This is a genomic window from Salipiger sp. (assembly GCF_048261495.1).
GTDB lineage: Bacteria > Pseudomonadota > Alphaproteobacteria > Rhodobacterales > Rhodobacteraceae > Salipiger.
Window position 1 is genome coordinate 60,250 of the sequence record NZ_JBLXFX010000012.1, and the last position, 14,842, is coordinate 75,091.

Consider the following 14,842-nt stretch of genomic DNA (forward strand, 5'->3'; position numbering starts at 1 on the left):
GGGTGCCTCATTGTCTGACGGGGGCCGGAGGGATCTCGACAAGGCGAACCGCCTTGCCGGTCGCATCGACGGCCAGGGTCCGGCCGCCCCGGGCCCCCGCGAGCGACAGCGCCGAGGCTTCGGCCGGGCGCGGTGCGGGTGCGTCCGCGCCCTCGGCCGTCTCGAGCGCCCAGCCCACCACCGGCGCGCCCGTGCCGTCGTGCCCCGCCCCCCACAGCCGCAGGACGGTGTCCCGCGCGGGGCTGTGCAGCGTCGCGTCGGCCGGCCGGGTGTCGAGGAAGGCCGGAAGCACCATGGCAGCGTCCAGCGGCCTGTCCGTGATGCCCTGCCCCAGCGCCGCAAGGCCGGAAACCACGTCGGGCCGCGCCGCCGCGATCCAGCCGCCATCGGCGAGCCTGCCCGCAATCCCGTCGACCCCGAGCCCCGTCGAGACCAGGCTGACCGGGGGCAGCGGGTCGCCCGCAAGGGTCACGACGTCGAGCGGGAAGGCATTGCCGGCGATGGCCCCCGGCAGGTTGGCGAAGACCGCCGTGCTTTTGCCGGCTCCCGGCGCGAGCACCGGATCGGCATGGACCGCGATCATCAGCGCGGCAGCGAAACAGGTGCCGGCGGCGGTCAGGCTCAGGACGGGGTGCCTCCTGCCGTCCCTGCCCGCCCCCTGCCGGACGGTTTCGCTGACCGCAAAGCCGATCACCATCCAGATCGCGCCGACCACCCAGCCGTTCAGAACGTCCGAGAGGAAGTGTTCGACGAGGTAGAGCCGGGTGAACCCCAGCCCCGCCGCCATGACGACGCCCGCGGTGATCGCGACGGTCGGCCCGATGATCCTTTCGCGCCAGAGCATCATGGCGAGCGTGCCGTAGAGCGCCACCGAGATCGCCGCGTGCCCCGAGGGGAAGCTGTTCGAGCTTTCGAGGATATAGGCCAGCGAGGGGCGCGCGCGGCCGAAGGCGAGTTTCAGCAGGGTCACCGTCACGGCGTTGCCCACGACCGCCGTGGCCAGTCCGAAGGCAGCCGCCCTGTTTCCCCGCAGTGCAAGTCCGAGCACCGCCCCGAGCGCGACCAGCGCGGCGACCGGCACATGCCCCGCCTGTGTCGCCCAAGCCGCGAGCGACAGCCCGCCCGGCGTCCAGAAGGCATGCGCAAGGTTGGCGATCCGCTGATCGAGCGCCTCGGTGCCGGGCACGAAGGCAAGGTCGAAGGCCCCGTCGACGAACACCCCGCAGAAGTAGAGCAGCAAGGCGGCGACGGCCGTGGTCAGCAGGCCCCGCTCCGGATCGAGGCGCCGCGCGACGACCGCTGCGGCGCGCGGGTGGCGGGCCGCAAAGCGCAGGACCGGCGGCCAGGTTTCCAGACGTCCGCGGATCGCGCGGCCCCAGGCCCGAAGCGCCGGAAGGCCCCGGCGCAGATGATGGATGACCGCCCAGGTCACCAGCGCGAGGATCGCCACCAGCGCCAGCGGCAGCAGCAGGCGCGGCAGGTAGGGTCCGAGGCGGGCCATGATGTCACCGGCGGCGTAGCCGATCGTGACATGCCCCAATGCGTAGGCCAGCCCGCTGACGATGTTCCACACCACGAACCGCCTGCGCTCCATCCCCGCGAGGGCGGCGGCGAGCGGCACGAAACCGGCAACCGGCCCGAAGAAGCGGCCGATCACCAGCGCGAGCCCGCCCCGCTTGCGGATGAGCTGCTGCGCCCGGGCGAAGGCGGCGGATCGGGGCAGCCGCACCCGGTCCCCGAGCCAGCGCCCGCTGTGCCAGCTCAGTTCCCCGCCGAGGATCGCGCCGATGCCGACGAACCAGGCAAGGTCGATGAAATCCATGTGGCCGAGGCGCACCAGCGCGCCTCCCGCGTCGACCACCAGCGTGCCGGGAACGATGACGGAGGTCAGCCACCAGCCTTCGAGCAGGCTGGACAGCCCGATGATCCAGTACGACCAGAAGCCGAAGGCATCGAGGGTGGGAAGAATTTGGGAGCTGAACGTGCTCATGGGTGTTCCTTGGCGGACAGGGATGCGGCGGGCGATCTGCCGCGATCGCCCGCCCGATTTCGAAATGCGGAGGTCAGCGGCGGCGCAGGCCGAGGCTCATCGCCGCGACGGTGGCGACGATGACGGCGAGAAACCCGAGGCTGGTCATGACGGTGCCGAAGCCGAGGCCGCCGTAGTCCACCGGCTGCGACAGCAGGTCTCCGAAGGATGCGCCGAGCGGCCGGGTCAGGATATAGACGAGCCAGAAGGCCGGGATCCCGTCGAGGCCCAGGGCGAAGTAGCCGAGGGCAAGGCTCGCGATCACCGATCCGAAGAGGATGCCCGAGGCGAGATAGCCGAGCGCGAACTGCTCTGCGACAAGATCCCCCGCAGCGGTGCCGAGAGCGAAGGTGAAGAGGATCGCGACCCAGTAGAAGGCCTCGCGCACGGGATTGTCGACGTCATGGATCGAAAGCGTGCCTTCCTCGCCGTACCAGAGCGCGAAGCAGGCGGCCAGCGCCACGCTGAAGACCGCCGTACAGGTCACGAGACCGACGCCGAGGTTGTCCACGAGGTTGTCGGTGACCAGGGTGCCGACGACGGAAATCAGCACCACGTTCAGCCAGTAGGTCCAGGGCACGTAACGCTCGCGCGAGAACTGCAGCGCGAGGGTTCCGATCAGGATGACCGCCATCATGAGCGAAGTGGTGGTCAACCCCATCCCGAGATTGACGTTCAGGTAGTCCGCGGCGGTCTCGCCCATGGTGACGGCCATCAGCTTGATGAGCCAGAAGGCGGCGGTCACGTCGGGCACCTTGTTGCGGGGGTTGGTCTGGTGGCCGTCGAGAAGCTCGAGGCCTGTGTCGAGAGAGGTCATTTCATCACCTGCGCGGGCGTGAGAAGGGCAAGGGCCCGTGCCGAGAAGGCATCGGCCCGGCGGTCGTCGTCGGCGTTGCAGCGCTCGGTGGCCCTCGACTGCAGGTCGGTGATCTGCGATTCGGCCGCGACCGGCGCGCGACCGGCGGACAGGGCGTCGCGCAGGTCGGACAACATGATCTCGCAGGGCAGCGGATGGCCCGCCGCATCGGTCACGGCGATGCCGTTCAGGCTCCGGGCCGCGCCATCGTCCGCGGCCGTGGCGGAGCGGGCCGGGTCGGCCAGGGTGGCCTGCAGATCGACGAGCGCGGCGTCGACCCGTAGCGGGTCCGGGGATGTCGCGCGCAGCGCCGAAAAGACGGCATCCGCGGCGGCATCGACATTGCCCCAGGCCTCCGGAGCCTTGGCCCGCAGGTCTTTCGCGGCGAGGTCCCAGGCGGTTTCGAGGTCGGTGATCCGCGCCTCGGCGGCGACAAGATCGCCGGTCGCCGCGATCTTCTTCGTGTCGCTCGCGATTGCCGCAAAGGCCGACGTGTCGCCGAGCGACGGCACCGCGCCCTGTTTTGCCGGTGCGGCGGCGGCGGCGATGACGAAATGCTCCACGCCGGAAAAGACCGCCACGGGCGTGGCGATCAGCGCGGTGGCGAGCAGGAGTTGTTTCATGATGAGGTCCTCACCGATATGGTCGATGACGACGGTCTGCGGCCCTGGGTCTGCGCGCGTCTGACGGCAAGATTGGGAAACCGTAATGTTACCGCGTCCGGCATTACGGATTATCAATGCGGCCGTCATGCGCCGCCAAGTGACACCCTCCATCTCTCTGTCACGAGGCACGGCACCCCGCCGGGCCCGCAGAGGAGAAAGACACATGAAACGCTTCACCCCCCTGACCCTGATCCCCGTGGCCCTCGCCGCCGGCGTCGCCGGTGCCGCCTGGGCGGGCACGGACAAGACCGCCGAAATGTCGGACGCCGAGGAAATCCAGGCGGTCAAGGCAAGCGGCATGACCCTGACGCAAGCGGTCGATGCCGCGCAGGGGCAAACCGGCGGCATCGCCATCTCGGCGGGCTGGGAGGACAACGACCAGGGCAGCTGGGGCTACGAGGTCGAGATCGCGGACGCCTCCAGCGCGATGCAGACCTGGTTCGTCGATCCCGCCAGCGGCACCGTGACCAAGGTGACCGAGACCGATGACGACGGCGGGCACGAGCAGGGCGAGGCCGACGATGACGAGGACAACGACTGACAGGCGCGGTCCCGTCCGCTAGAACCGCTCGGGCGGCAGGGGTCCCTGCCGCCCCTATCTTCGGGAGGTCCCATGCATATCCTCGTCATCGAAGACGATCCCACGACCGGCGACTACGTCGCCAGCGGCCTTCGCGCCGAGGGCCATGTGGTCGACCTGCTCGACAACGGCCGCGACGGGCTGATGCAGGCGATGACGGGAAGCTACGACGTGATGGTGCTGGACCGGATGGTGCCGGATGTCGACGGAATGTCGATCCTGCGCACCCTGCGCGCGTCCAGGAACCCGGTGCCGGTGCTGCTGCTGACCGCGCTCGGCGGTGTCGAGGACCGCATCGACGGGCTGAACGCCGGGGCCGACGACTACCTGACCAAGCCCTTCGCCTTCGGCGAGCTCTCCGCCCGCCTCGCGGCGCTGGCCCGCCGTCCCCCGCCCTCGGACGAGCCGACGGTGCTGCGCGCCCGCGATCTCGAGATGAACCTGCTGACCCGCAAGGTCACGCGGGGCGGCCAGGCGATCGACCTGCAACCGCGCGAATTCGCCCTCCTCGAACACCTGCTGCGCCGCAAGGGCCGGGTGCAGACGCGGACCATGCTGCTCGAAGGGGTCTGGGACATCCATTTCGACCCGCAGACCAACGTCGTCGAAAGCCACATGAGCCGGCTCCGGACCAAGGTAGACAAGCCCTTCGAGGTGACGCTGATCGAAACCGTGCGCGGCTCGGGATACCGGATTGCGGAATGAGGCGGTTGCGCTCCACCCCCCTGCGCCTGTCGGTGATGCTGATCGCCGTCTTCACGGTGTTCATCTCCGTCGGGCTCGGCATCGCCTACCTGCTGATGCACCAGGCGCTCGGCGCCGAGATCGCCCGGCGTGCCGACCAGACCATCGAGGAGATCGTGACGATCCCCGAGACCGAAGAACGGCTTGAACGCGCGGCGGAAATCGCCACGGCGGCGGACAGGCGCGCCCTGCTGATCCGGCTCGAACTGGGCGGGGAAACCATCGCCAACATCGCGACGGACCTGCCCGGCGGCATCGTCGGCGACGACGACATCGACCTGCCCGGTCCCGTGGCGGACAGCTATCTCGTGCAGCACGCCGATCTCGGCCCCGGCAGGCTGATGGTGGCGGTCGGGCGGGACAGCATGTCCGAACTGCACGAGACCTTCGTGGCGATCCTCGGCTTTGCCCTGCTGCCCGCTTTGCTGCTGACCTCCGCCATCGGCATCGTCGTGGTGCGCCGGACCACGGCCCGGGTCGACGGGATCCGCAGCACCCTCCACGCGCTGAGCGAGGGCGACCTCGGGGCACGGGTCGGCGCGCCGCATCCAGATACGGACCTCGGCGACATCTCGCGCGACCTCGACCGCATGGCCGAAGCGCAGGAAGCCGCGGTCGGTGCCCTGCGCCAGATCGGCGCCGACATCGCCCATGATCTCAAGACCCCGATCCAGCGCGTCGCCGTGCGTCTGGAACAACTCGGCGAGAGCAACCTGCCGGACCCGGCCCGCGAACACCTCGACCGGGCCAGTGCCGAGACGGCGCAGATCATCGCGACCTTCCAGTCGCTGCTGCAGATCGCGCAGCTCGAGGGCGGCCAGGGGCGCGAGCATTTCACCCATGTGGACCTCGGCGCCCTGCTGGAAGACATGGCCGAGATCTACGCCCCCTCGTCCGAGGATGCCGGCGGGCATCTGACATGCTCGCTGGCGGGGCCGCTGCCGGTGCGCGGCGACCGTCACCTGCTGTCGCGGCTGGTCGCGAACCTCATCGAGAACGCCCTGCGCCATGCGCCGGGCACCGGGATCGAACTCTCGCTGAGCGGCCGCACCCTGATGGTGCGCGACGGCGGCCCCGGCATTCCCGAGGGCCAGCGCGATCACGTCCTGCGCCGCCTCGCGCGGCTCGAGGCCAGCCGCTCCACCCCCGGTTCGGGGCTGGGTCTGGCGCTGGTCAAGGCCATCTCCGACCTTCACGGTGCAGCGCTGACCCTCGACGACGCGCGACCCGGGCTGGTGGTCACCGTCACCTTCCCCGGCTGACGGAAGCTGACGGAAAAAGGCCCGACGGGAGGGACTCCGTCGGGCCGAGGTGGGAGGCCGCGAACAGCGGGACGACCGCGCGGCGCCCCGGCAGGATCAGGCAGGCGAAGCTTCCGCATTGACGGGCCGCGCGGCATCGGCCCTCCGGTCGGCCTCCCGGCGCTCGGCCTCGGCGAGGATCTGCGGACCGGCGAGCCGGACGGCGAGCGTGACGACAAGGCCCGCGATCACCGCGACACCCATCATGACGAGCCCGAGCCCCAGGCCCACGGCAACCGCAAACGCGATCAGCGCCCCGGCCATCCAGGTCTTCATCCGTTCCATACCGAAGTCTCCTTTGCTTCCCGGTCTCCTCATATCTGGGCATGGGAGTATGCCCGCGCATGACCACCGCATTGTGGATCGGTAATCTTCTGACGAGGGAGGCAAGTCTGCGAAAAGCCGCCGTGATCACTCCCGGCGGGAAAGATCATCGCAGATATTTCCCGACCGACGCCGCATCGAGGCAAGGGTTCGCTGATCCTATGCCCCGAGCCACCGGTTCATGGCACCGAACCCTGATCGGCATGCGGCGGAAATCCAGGTGCCCATCGCCGTTCCGAATGGTTGAACCGCACCCGGTATTCCCGTCACGACAGCCTCGGGACAACACCGTCCGGGGAAAGAGCCGGCAAGGTCATCAGTCGATCCGAGCAACAGGGTCATCCCGATGCCGACGTGTCGCGGACGCACGGGTGTCCGTCGCCTCGGCCAACAGCTTCAGGACATCGGGAGGTCCGTCGATCGCACGTGCCGGCTCCGGGACCCTACCCCCCGGGGCCCGAAGGAACAGAACCGGCATCCCTGCCCTTTCGGCGCTGGCGACCCCGGTGGCGCTGTCTTCGACGGCGAGAACCGCGTCCGGGCTCAGCCCCAGCCGGTAACAGGCGAGGCGATAGGGAAAGGGATCGGGCTTGCCTTCGCAGACGTCGTCGAGGCTGATGGTGAACTCCATCAGATCGGCGATTCCGATCGCCTCGAGGTTCGCATCCACCACCCGGCGGTTGGAGTTGGAGACAGCGACCTGTCTCACACCCAGCGCCGCGAGCCGCGCGACGGTTTCGGCGGCACCGGGGATTTCGACCAGACGATCCCGGTTGTTCGAATAGGCGGTCTCGATTTGATGCGACCACTCGGCAAATGTCACGCGGGACGGAAAGCGCGGCGCCAGTTCGCGCCAGACATCGCCGATGTGAACGCCGATGAAATGCGCATCGGAGAGGTCGGAAATATCCACCCCGTGCGCGCCGCAGACGTCCTGAAGGGCAAACAGGTGCAAGGGCTCGCTGTCGACCAGCGTGCCGTCGATGTCCCATGCCACGGCCTTGATCATGTCGACGCTCCCCTTTGCAGGGCATAGGCCGCTCGGAACCTGGCATAGCCCGCGTCATAGCCGTCCTTCCGGTCCGGATCGGGGAGGAACTCCTCCCCGTAGCTGACGCAATTCGCGACTCCGGCCCAGTCGTCCGTCGCCCCGGACCCCATTGCGGCGACCCACGCAGCACCGAGGCACGATCCCGGATGCCCCGTCAGCAGCCGGATCGGCACCTGCAGCGCATCCGCGCAGATCTGCATCCAGAGCCGGGACTTGGACCCGCCGTCGGAGGCGAGGAACCGCGTCGTGGTCAGGCCCATTTCGTTGAAGACCTCGATGTGGTGGCGAAAGGCGTAGGCGTATCCTTCCAGCAACGCCCGCCACAGGTGCCGGATGTCGTGGTTCAGACTGAGGCCGAGGATGGTGCCGCGCGCCTCGGGATCGTGGATCGGCGTTTTCTCTCCCAGAAGATACGGTACGAACAGAACGCCGTCCGCGCCGGGCCCGGTCCCGGATGCAAGCTGATCCAGGTACTGGTGCGGGCTGAGGCCCAGCTCGCCCGCCTTCTCGGCTTCGAACTTGGCGAATTGCGCGATGAACCAGTTCAGGGCCGATCCGCCGGTCGACATGCATCCGTTCGGCATGAAGAGGCCCGGAACAATGTGGTAGTCCAGAAACATGCGGGGATCGGGGCGGGCAGTATCGGTTGCGACCATGATGTCGGCCGCGCCGCCGAACTTGAGCAGAACGTCCCCTGCCCCGAGGACACCCGCAGCATAGGCGGATGCGATATGATCCGCCGCGCCGCCCACGACGGGCGTGCCCTCGGCCAGCCCGGTCTGCCGCGCAGCCTCCGCCGTGATCTTTCCGACGATGTCGGCCGACTTCACCTTGTCCGGGATCATGTCGCGCCGCAGATGCGCCAGCGCGATCAGGTCATCGGCGAGTTCGTCCTTCGTGACGTCGACGAACCCTGCCTCGAGCGCCCAGTTCTGTTCCACCGCCCGTTCCCCGGTGAGACGCCAGTTGATGTAGTCGTAGGAACCGAAGACGGTGGCAATCCGCGCGAAGACCTCCGGCTCGTGTTTTTCGACCCAGCGGATCCGGCTGGCCACGAGCTGCTGGTTGATGCCGTTGCCCGCCCGTTCGATGAAGGCCGACTCGGATATCTCGGCGGCGATTTCCCTGACCTCCGCCCCGGTGCGCCCGTCGCTTTGCTGGATGGACGGGCGCAGGACCGCCCCGCCATCGTCCAGCAGGACCGTCGCCGGCAACATGCCGGTCGTGCCGATGGCCGCTATGGCGGACTTGTCGATGCCGGAGGCCGCCAGAATCTCGGGCACGATCTCGCAGAGGTTGGTCCACCATTGCTCCGGATCTTCCTCGGCCCACCCTTGCCTGGGCGAGCGCAGGGTCACGGGACGGGTGGCCGTGGCCAGAACTTTCGAATTCGAGACATCCAGAACGATGCCGATCGTGGAGGTTGTCCCGATATCGAGACCAATGACGTAGCGCATGGAGGTTCCCGGAGTTTCTGTGGCACACCGCGCAAATATAACATGTTCACGCAAACTTTGTTGCAATATGTTTTATTTTGTGCGAATACGCAAGGGAAAACTTCTTGCCGGAGCGACGGTCTCACAGACCGATCCCGGCGGAAGGCCCTCTGCAAAAGGATCTCTCATGACTGGAACTGTCTTCATCACCGGCGCCGCCAACGGGATCGGCCTCGCATCCGCGCGCTCCTTTGCTGCCGCCGGCTACAACATCGCCATGAGCGACCTCGACGCGGATCGCTGCACGGAGGCCGCAAAGACCGTCGATGCCCCGACCAGTGTGCATCGGGTCGACGTGCGCGACAAGGCAAGCATCGAAGCCGCTTTCGCGCAGGCCTGCGACCGGTTCGGGCCGATCACCCACGTCCACGCGAATGCCGGCGTCTCCAACATGAAGCGCGCCCTCGAACTGACGGAGGCGGACTGGGATTTCAACTTCGACGTCAACGCCAAGGGCGTGTTCTTCACCAACCAGGTGGCCGTCGGGCATTTCCTCGAGCATGGCACGAAGGGCGTGATCGTCAACACCGCATCGCTCGCGGCCAAGGTGGGCGCCCCCCTTCTGGCACATTACTCGGCCTCGAAGTTCGCCGTGATCGGCTGGACGCAGGCGCTTGCCCGCGAACACGCCAAGGACGGCATCCGCGTGAATGCCGTTTGCCCGGGCTTCGTGAAGACCCCGATGCAGGATCGCGAGATTGCCTGGGAAGCCGAGCTTCTGGGCTCCACGCCCGAGGCGGTGTTCCGATCCTATATCGACCAGACGCCGCTGGGCCGGATCGAAACCCCCGAAGACGTGGCGGATGTGGTGGTCTTTCTCGCCTCCGACGGCGCGCGCTTCATGACAGGTCAGGGCATCAACGTGACCGGCGGCGTCTACATGACCTGAGGCGGCAGGCCGGTCGCGCCGCGCGACCGGCCCCCGTTCAGTACATGCCCGTCCGTTCGATCCCGGCGTCGGAGGTGGCCATTACGGCATCTATGTGCTGCTGCATCAGCCGGATCTGCTCTTTTTCAAAGCCCTCCTGCCCCCAGAGCGAGTCGAACTCGCCGGGGTCCGTGGCAAGATCGAAGATCTCGGCCTTGCCCGCATCGTGGTACATGCAGGTCTTGTAACGACCGTCGAAGACCATGGTGCCGTGGCTCTGATACGGCATCCCGGCAAGCGCCTCGTTGAATTCGCAGACGACGTGCGGTTTGTGCGTTGTCGTCTGCCCGGAAAGTATCCCGGCGAGCGATCTGCCCTGCATGTTGCGGGGAATGTCCACCCCGGCGGCATCCAGTATGGTCGGGGCGAGGTCGATCAACTCGACAAGCGCCTCCGTCCGGCTTCCGGGCACGGAAACGCCCGGCCAGCGGATGATCAGCGGCACGTGGACGAGGCCCTCGAAAAAGCGGCACCCCTTGTAGAGCATGCCGTGGTCGCCCATCATCTCGCCGTGGTCGGAGGTGAAGATGACGATGGTGTTTTCGGCCTGCCCGCTGCGTTCGAGCGCGTCCAGAACGGCGCCGATGCGGTCATCGACCATCTCGATCATCGCGTAATAGCAGGCCTTTACCATCCGCGCGTCATAGGTGTCGGGCGGGAAGTCGAAGAGATTGCGCTGCTCCAGCGGGATGCCGGACTGGTCGATGTCCTCCGCCGGATCGTAGCGCCGCACGTCCTGAATTTTCTTCCATTGCTGGTCGATCTCCCGGAACGCCTCCTGCCGCGCGACGTCGCTGTCGCGGTAGAGCGGCAGAGGCATCGACGCGGGATCGTAGCGGTCGAGAAATTCCTTGGGCGGAAAGAACGGCGGGTGCGGGTCGACGGGGTTGAGGTTCAGGAACCACGGGCCGTCGCGATGATCCTCGATGAACCTGCTCGCCCGCTCGGCCCACCAGGTCGATTGCTGAACCTCCATCGGCAGCCCCGGACCATAGTCGCGCGGCGACTTCGACAGAAGCTCGGGATAGAGCGCCAGAGGGTCCTCGACCCCCCGCGTTTCATTCATCCAGACATCGTGATCCCGCCCGATCGGCCAGCAATCCGACAGTTCGGCCACGTCGTAGCCGTCTTCCGGGATCAGTTCGATCCGGTTCTCCGAGCGCGACAGGTGGTGCTTGCCGATCAGGCCGGTGGTGTAGTCCGACCCCGCCTTCAGGATCGCCGGCAGGATCCTTTCCGCCGCGGGCCAGTGATCGTTGCCGTTCCGATGGACGTGGTGCGACGCCGGGTAGCGCCCCGTCATGAACGAGGCGCGACTCGGCGTGCAGATCGGGGCCTGCGTGTAGGTCTGCATGAACGACATGCCACCGGCGGCCAGCCTGTCGAGGTTCGGCGTGTTGATCGCCGGGTTTCCGTGCGCCCCGATGGTGTCGAAGCGCTGTTGGTCGGTCGTGATCCAGAGGATGTTCGGCCTGTCGTTCATGGTCTTGTCGTCCTTCAGCGCAGGCTGTTCACCTTGTCCATGAACCGCTTCACGCGGTCTCCGTCCACGGCGTTCCAGGTGTCGCCGTCGACCTTGAAGTGCGAGCCGATGATGCAGCCGGAGGCGACCGACATGACATCGGTGACGTTGTCGACGTTCACGCCGGTGTTGGCGAAGACGGGCACCAGGTCGCCCACCGCTTCGGCCACCTTGCGCAGGTCCGAGGCATCCGCCGGCTGGCCGGTGATCGGGCCGGAGACGAGGATGGCATCGGCCATCGAGGAAAAGATCGCCGACTTGGCGCGCAGTTCGATGGGCCGCTGGTCGAGCGAATGCGCAAATTCGGCGTTGATGTTGAAGAACAGCTTCAGATCGCGGCGGTCGAGGTCGCGCTTCAGCCGCGCCGGGCGCGCCGCGTCGGGGGCCCAGACTCCCATGTCGGAGGCGAATACGCCGGTAAAGATCTCGCGGACCCACTTGGCCTGCGTAGCCACGGCGATGGCGACCGAGGCGGTCGGGTCCCACAGGTAGTTCACGCCGAAGGGCACCGTGAGCTCGGGTTTGCAGGCCTGCACGATGGCCGTGTAGGCGGCGATCGATTCGGGCGTTGCCTGCAGCAGGTAGGGGCGGTCATTCTCGTTGCCGAACATGATCGCGTCGACGCCGCCGTCCTGCAGCTTGCGGATATCCGACACCGCATCGTCGATCAGCTTGTCGATGCCGCCGTTCGAATCGTACAGCGGCGAACCGGGCAGAGCGCCCATGTGGCACATGGATACGACGGCGCGCTTCTTGTCTCCCAGGAAATCGAAGATCATCGTGTGCTACTCCTTGAGCAAAGAAAGATATCATCGCTCAATATCTAACATAAAATAACAAACACGCAACATTTTTGTTTTAGGTTGTATCTTTTTGTGCTATCTCTTGATCCACAGCAACCAGAATGCGGCCTTGGAGCACAGCATCGAAGGGGAGAAAGCAAAATGACGAAGGTAAAGACATCTCTGAATGACGTGCTCTTGGCGCGCAGGAATTTTCTGAAGGCCCTGGCCGCCGTCGGGGCCGCGGGCGCCGGCATGATGCCCGGCCTGTCCCTTGCACAGGGCGCCTATGCCGACCGGCCGGAATCGGAGGTCGACCAGCTCAACCTCGTCGTCTGGCAGTACGGCAACATCTACGAAGAGATCGCCGCCCGGTTCGAAGCCGACTGGGGCGTGCCGGTGGAGCGGGTGATCGAGCCCAACATCGAGCCGCAGATCGCCAAGCTGACCACCATGTTCGCCGCGGGCGAGGATATCGACGTCTTCGTGTCGATCCTCTCCACCATGGCCAGCTACATCGACCAGGGCGTCGCCGCGCCGCTCGACGGCCTTCCCGGCATCGAGGATTACATCGCAGACATGACCCCGCTGGCGCGCAGCACCGCCACGGTCGACGGCAAGCTCTGGGGCCTGCCCTACCTCTCCATCGCCTGGGCCTTTGCCTATAACGACGAGCTGCTCACCAAGGCCGGTTTCGAGGGCAAGCCCTTTGCCAGCTGGGACGAGCTGACCGAGCAATGCCTGAAGGCCAAGGCCGACGGCGTCTCGAACCATCCGCTGCTCTGGGTCGGCGGCCCCGGGCTCGAAACCCTGCCCGGCACCTGGTTCAGCCAGGTCTGCAACCGCGGCGGCCGGATCTTCGACGAAGACATGAACCCCGAGATGGGTCCCGGTTCGATTGCCCGCGAGACGCTGCAATATTTCCAGGACAGCTTCATCAAGCACGAGATCGCCGACCCGGATTCGCTGAACCTCAAGTTCCTGCCGGCGGTGAAGGTGTTCAACACCGGCAAGCACCTCTATCTCGGCACCTTCCACAACTACTTCATGAACCAGATGAACGACCCGGCGCAGTCGCCGATTGCCGGCAAGGGCAAGATCCACGGGATGCCCGGCGACGGCGCCACGCTGGTGGCCACCTGGTATTACATGATGTCCGACGCGACGCGGAACCGCGAGTGGGCCTGGAAGCTGCTGCAATACCTCGGCGGCCGCACGCAGGACGGCGTCTACACGCAGGCCCTCGGTCTTGCGAAAAGCTCGATGCTGTACCCCGGCTTCACCTCCGTCGCCCAGAGCGACGAGGTCCGCGAAGCCTGGTCCGACCGGGTGGACGTCGACGCGGTCAACCAGATCTTTGCCAGTGGCGTGAACTACGAAAAGGTCGTGCCCGCCGTGACCCAGCCCTGGTACACCACCTGGAACGAGCAGCTCAATCTCGAGCTGACCGCCTGCCTGAAGGGCGAAATCTCGGTGGACCTCGCCTGCGACAACATCACCGCAGCCGCCATGGCCGCGAAGGGCTGAGGGGCTTTCACCCCGCCCGGTGCCGGCGTGACTGCCGGCGCCGGGCCGCTCGCCCAGAGAGACAACCCAGCAACATTGGACAGCTCACATGACAGGACAGTCGGACACCGCACCCGGAGCGGGCATCAGAAAAAAGCGCAGGTGGGGCGAGCTGGCGCCGTCGAGGCTTGCGCTGGGGATGAACCTCCCCACCCTCATCTGCTTCGTCCTCATCCTCGCCTACCCGATCTTCTTTGCGGGCTACCTGTCGTTCCACGAGGTCGGCGTGCGCGAGCTGCGGTCGGGCGAGTACGGTTTCAACGGGCTCGGCAACTACATCGAACTGTTCACCGACCCGGTGTTCTGGAAATCGCTCGGGAACACCGCGCTCTTCGTCGTCATCTCGGTGTCGCTCGAAGTGGTGATCGGACTGGCCATCGCGCTGGTCATCAACGAGCACCGGATCGGGCTGTCGAAGGTGACCAAGTTCCTGATCCTCATTCCCTGGGCGGTGCCGCCGATCGTGAACGGCTTTCTCTGGGCCTTCATCTTCAACACCCAGTTCGGTTATCTCAACCGCCTGCTTTACCAGCTCGGCTTCATCGAGGAGCAGGTGATCTGGCTGGGCAATCCCTCGACGGCCTTCATGGCGATCATCATTGCCTATGTCTGGCGCACCGTGCCCTTCAACATCCTGCTCTATCATGCCGCGCTGCAGGGCATCCCCGATCAGCTTTACGAGGCGGCGGAGCTTGACCGTGCCACCCGCTGGGAAAAGTTCCGTTACATCACCCTGCCGCTGCTGCGCCCGATCCTTGCGGTTACGCTGATCCTGCGGACGACCTTCGCCTTCATGATCTTCGACGAGATCTTCGCGATCACCCAAGGCGGGCCGGGCAACGATACCTGGGTGGCCGCCTGGTACACCTACAAGACCTCGTTCAACCCGCCCTTCAACATCGGCGTGGGCGCCGCCTCTGCCTATGTGCTGGCCATCATCGTCGGCGTCATCGCCATCGCCTATGTCCGCTACGTCTACAAGAAGGTGGAGTACTGAT

The 14,842-nt window shown here is 66.5% G+C and carries 14 protein-coding genes; 6 read left to right on the forward strand and 8 right to left on the reverse strand.

The features are described from left to right. Nucleotides 1-7 precede the first annotated feature (7 nt). The 3 genes from ACN0RJ_RS19465 to ACN0RJ_RS19475 all read right to left on the reverse strand — a co-directional run bounded on the left by ACN0RJ_RS19465 (nt 8) and on the right by ACN0RJ_RS19475 (nt 3,508). On the reverse strand, nt 8-1,990 hold the full coding sequence (locus ACN0RJ_RS19465) for a phosphatase PAP2 family protein (RefSeq protein WP_417725355.1): 1,983 nt from the start codon (nt 1,988-1,990) through the stop codon (nt 8-10). A gap of 73 nt (nt 1,991-2,063) precedes the next feature. Then, the gene (locus ACN0RJ_RS19470; protein ID WP_417725356.1) at nt 2,064-2,846 is read right to left on the reverse strand and encodes a hypothetical protein; all 783 of its coding nucleotides are present in this window, start codon (nt 2,844-2,846) and stop codon (nt 2,064-2,066) included. After that, the gene (locus ACN0RJ_RS19475) at nt 2,843-3,508 is read right to left on the reverse strand and encodes a hypothetical protein (protein WP_417725357.1); all 666 of its coding nucleotides are present in this window, start codon (nt 3,506-3,508) and stop codon (nt 2,843-2,845) included. The genes ACN0RJ_RS19470 and ACN0RJ_RS19475 overlap by 4 nt, the downstream gene beginning before the upstream one ends. Nucleotides 3,509-3,713: 205 nt before the next feature. On the opposite strand from ACN0RJ_RS19475, the gene ACN0RJ_RS19480 reads away from it, so the two are divergent. From ACN0RJ_RS19480 to ACN0RJ_RS19490, 3 genes are all read left to right on the forward strand, one after another. Continuing rightward, nucleotides 3,714-4,091 carry a PepSY domain-containing protein gene (locus ACN0RJ_RS19480; protein WP_417722036.1) on the forward strand — a complete coding sequence of 126 codons (378 nt, stop codon included), beginning with the start codon at nt 3,714-3,716 and terminating at the stop codon, nt 4,089-4,091. Nucleotides 4,092-4,163: 72 nt separating this feature from the next. After that, a complete protein-coding gene (locus ACN0RJ_RS19485) occupies nt 4,164-4,835 on the forward strand; it encodes a winged helix-turn-helix domain-containing protein (protein WP_417725358.1) in 672 nt (223 codons plus the stop codon). After that, nucleotides 4,832-6,136: an ATP-binding protein gene (locus tag ACN0RJ_RS19490; RefSeq protein WP_417725359.1), complete on the forward strand. Its 1,305-nt coding sequence runs from the start codon at nt 4,832-4,834 to the stop codon at nt 6,134-6,136. The genes ACN0RJ_RS19485 and ACN0RJ_RS19490 overlap by 4 nt, the downstream gene beginning before the upstream one ends. 96 nt (nt 6,137-6,232) lie before the next feature. On the opposite strand, the gene ACN0RJ_RS19495 is transcribed toward ACN0RJ_RS19490, so the two are convergent. The 3 genes from ACN0RJ_RS19495 to ACN0RJ_RS19505 form a co-directional block, all read right to left on the reverse strand. After that, on the reverse strand, nt 6,233-6,460 hold the full coding sequence (locus ACN0RJ_RS19495) for a hypothetical protein (protein WP_417725360.1): 228 nt from the start codon (nt 6,458-6,460) through the stop codon (nt 6,233-6,235). Between the two features lie 355 nt (nt 6,461-6,815). After that, nucleotides 6,816-7,508, reverse strand: coding sequence for an HAD family hydrolase (locus ACN0RJ_RS19500; protein WP_417725361.1), 693 nt, complete (start codon nt 7,506-7,508; stop codon nt 6,816-6,818). Next, nucleotides 7,505-9,007, reverse strand: coding sequence for an FGGY-family carbohydrate kinase (locus tag ACN0RJ_RS19505; RefSeq protein WP_417725362.1), 1,503 nt, complete (start codon nt 9,005-9,007; stop codon nt 7,505-7,507). Before ACN0RJ_RS19505 ends, ACN0RJ_RS19500 begins: the two co-directional genes overlap by 4 nt. Before the next feature lie 166 nt (nt 9,008-9,173). Here ACN0RJ_RS19505 and ACN0RJ_RS19510 point away from each other — a divergent pair, with 166 nt between their 5' ends. Then, nucleotides 9,174-9,935 carry an SDR family NAD(P)-dependent oxidoreductase gene (locus tag ACN0RJ_RS19510; protein WP_417725363.1) on the forward strand — a complete coding sequence of 254 codons (762 nt, stop codon included), beginning with the start codon at nt 9,174-9,176 and terminating at the stop codon, nt 9,933-9,935. Between the two features lie 37 nt (nt 9,936-9,972). Here ACN0RJ_RS19510 and ACN0RJ_RS19515 read toward each other — a convergent pair whose 3' ends face one another. Both ACN0RJ_RS19515 and ACN0RJ_RS19520 read right to left on the reverse strand, forming a co-directional pair. Beyond that, the gene (locus tag ACN0RJ_RS19515; protein ID WP_417725364.1) at nt 9,973-11,457 is read right to left on the reverse strand and encodes a sulfatase; all 1,485 of its coding nucleotides are present in this window, start codon (nt 11,455-11,457) and stop codon (nt 9,973-9,975) included. Nucleotides 11,458-11,471: 14 nt separating this feature from the next. Then, nucleotides 11,472-12,275, reverse strand: coding sequence for a BtpA/SgcQ family protein (locus ACN0RJ_RS19520; protein WP_417722044.1), 804 nt, complete (start codon nt 12,273-12,275; stop codon nt 11,472-11,474). Between the two features lie 165 nt (nt 12,276-12,440). Here ACN0RJ_RS19520 and ACN0RJ_RS19525 point away from each other — a divergent pair, with 165 nt between their 5' ends. Together ACN0RJ_RS19525 and ACN0RJ_RS19530 are read left to right on the forward strand one after the other, a co-directional pair. Continuing rightward, nucleotides 12,441-13,805, forward strand: coding sequence for an extracellular solute-binding protein (locus ACN0RJ_RS19525; RefSeq protein WP_417725365.1), 1,365 nt, complete (start codon nt 12,441-12,443; stop codon nt 13,803-13,805). 88 nt (nt 13,806-13,893) lie between these two features. Next, the gene (locus tag ACN0RJ_RS19530; RefSeq protein WP_417722046.1) at nt 13,894-14,841 is read left to right on the forward strand and encodes a carbohydrate ABC transporter permease; all 948 of its coding nucleotides are present in this window, start codon (nt 13,894-13,896) and stop codon (nt 14,839-14,841) included. Nucleotide 14,842 lies beyond the last annotated feature (1 nt).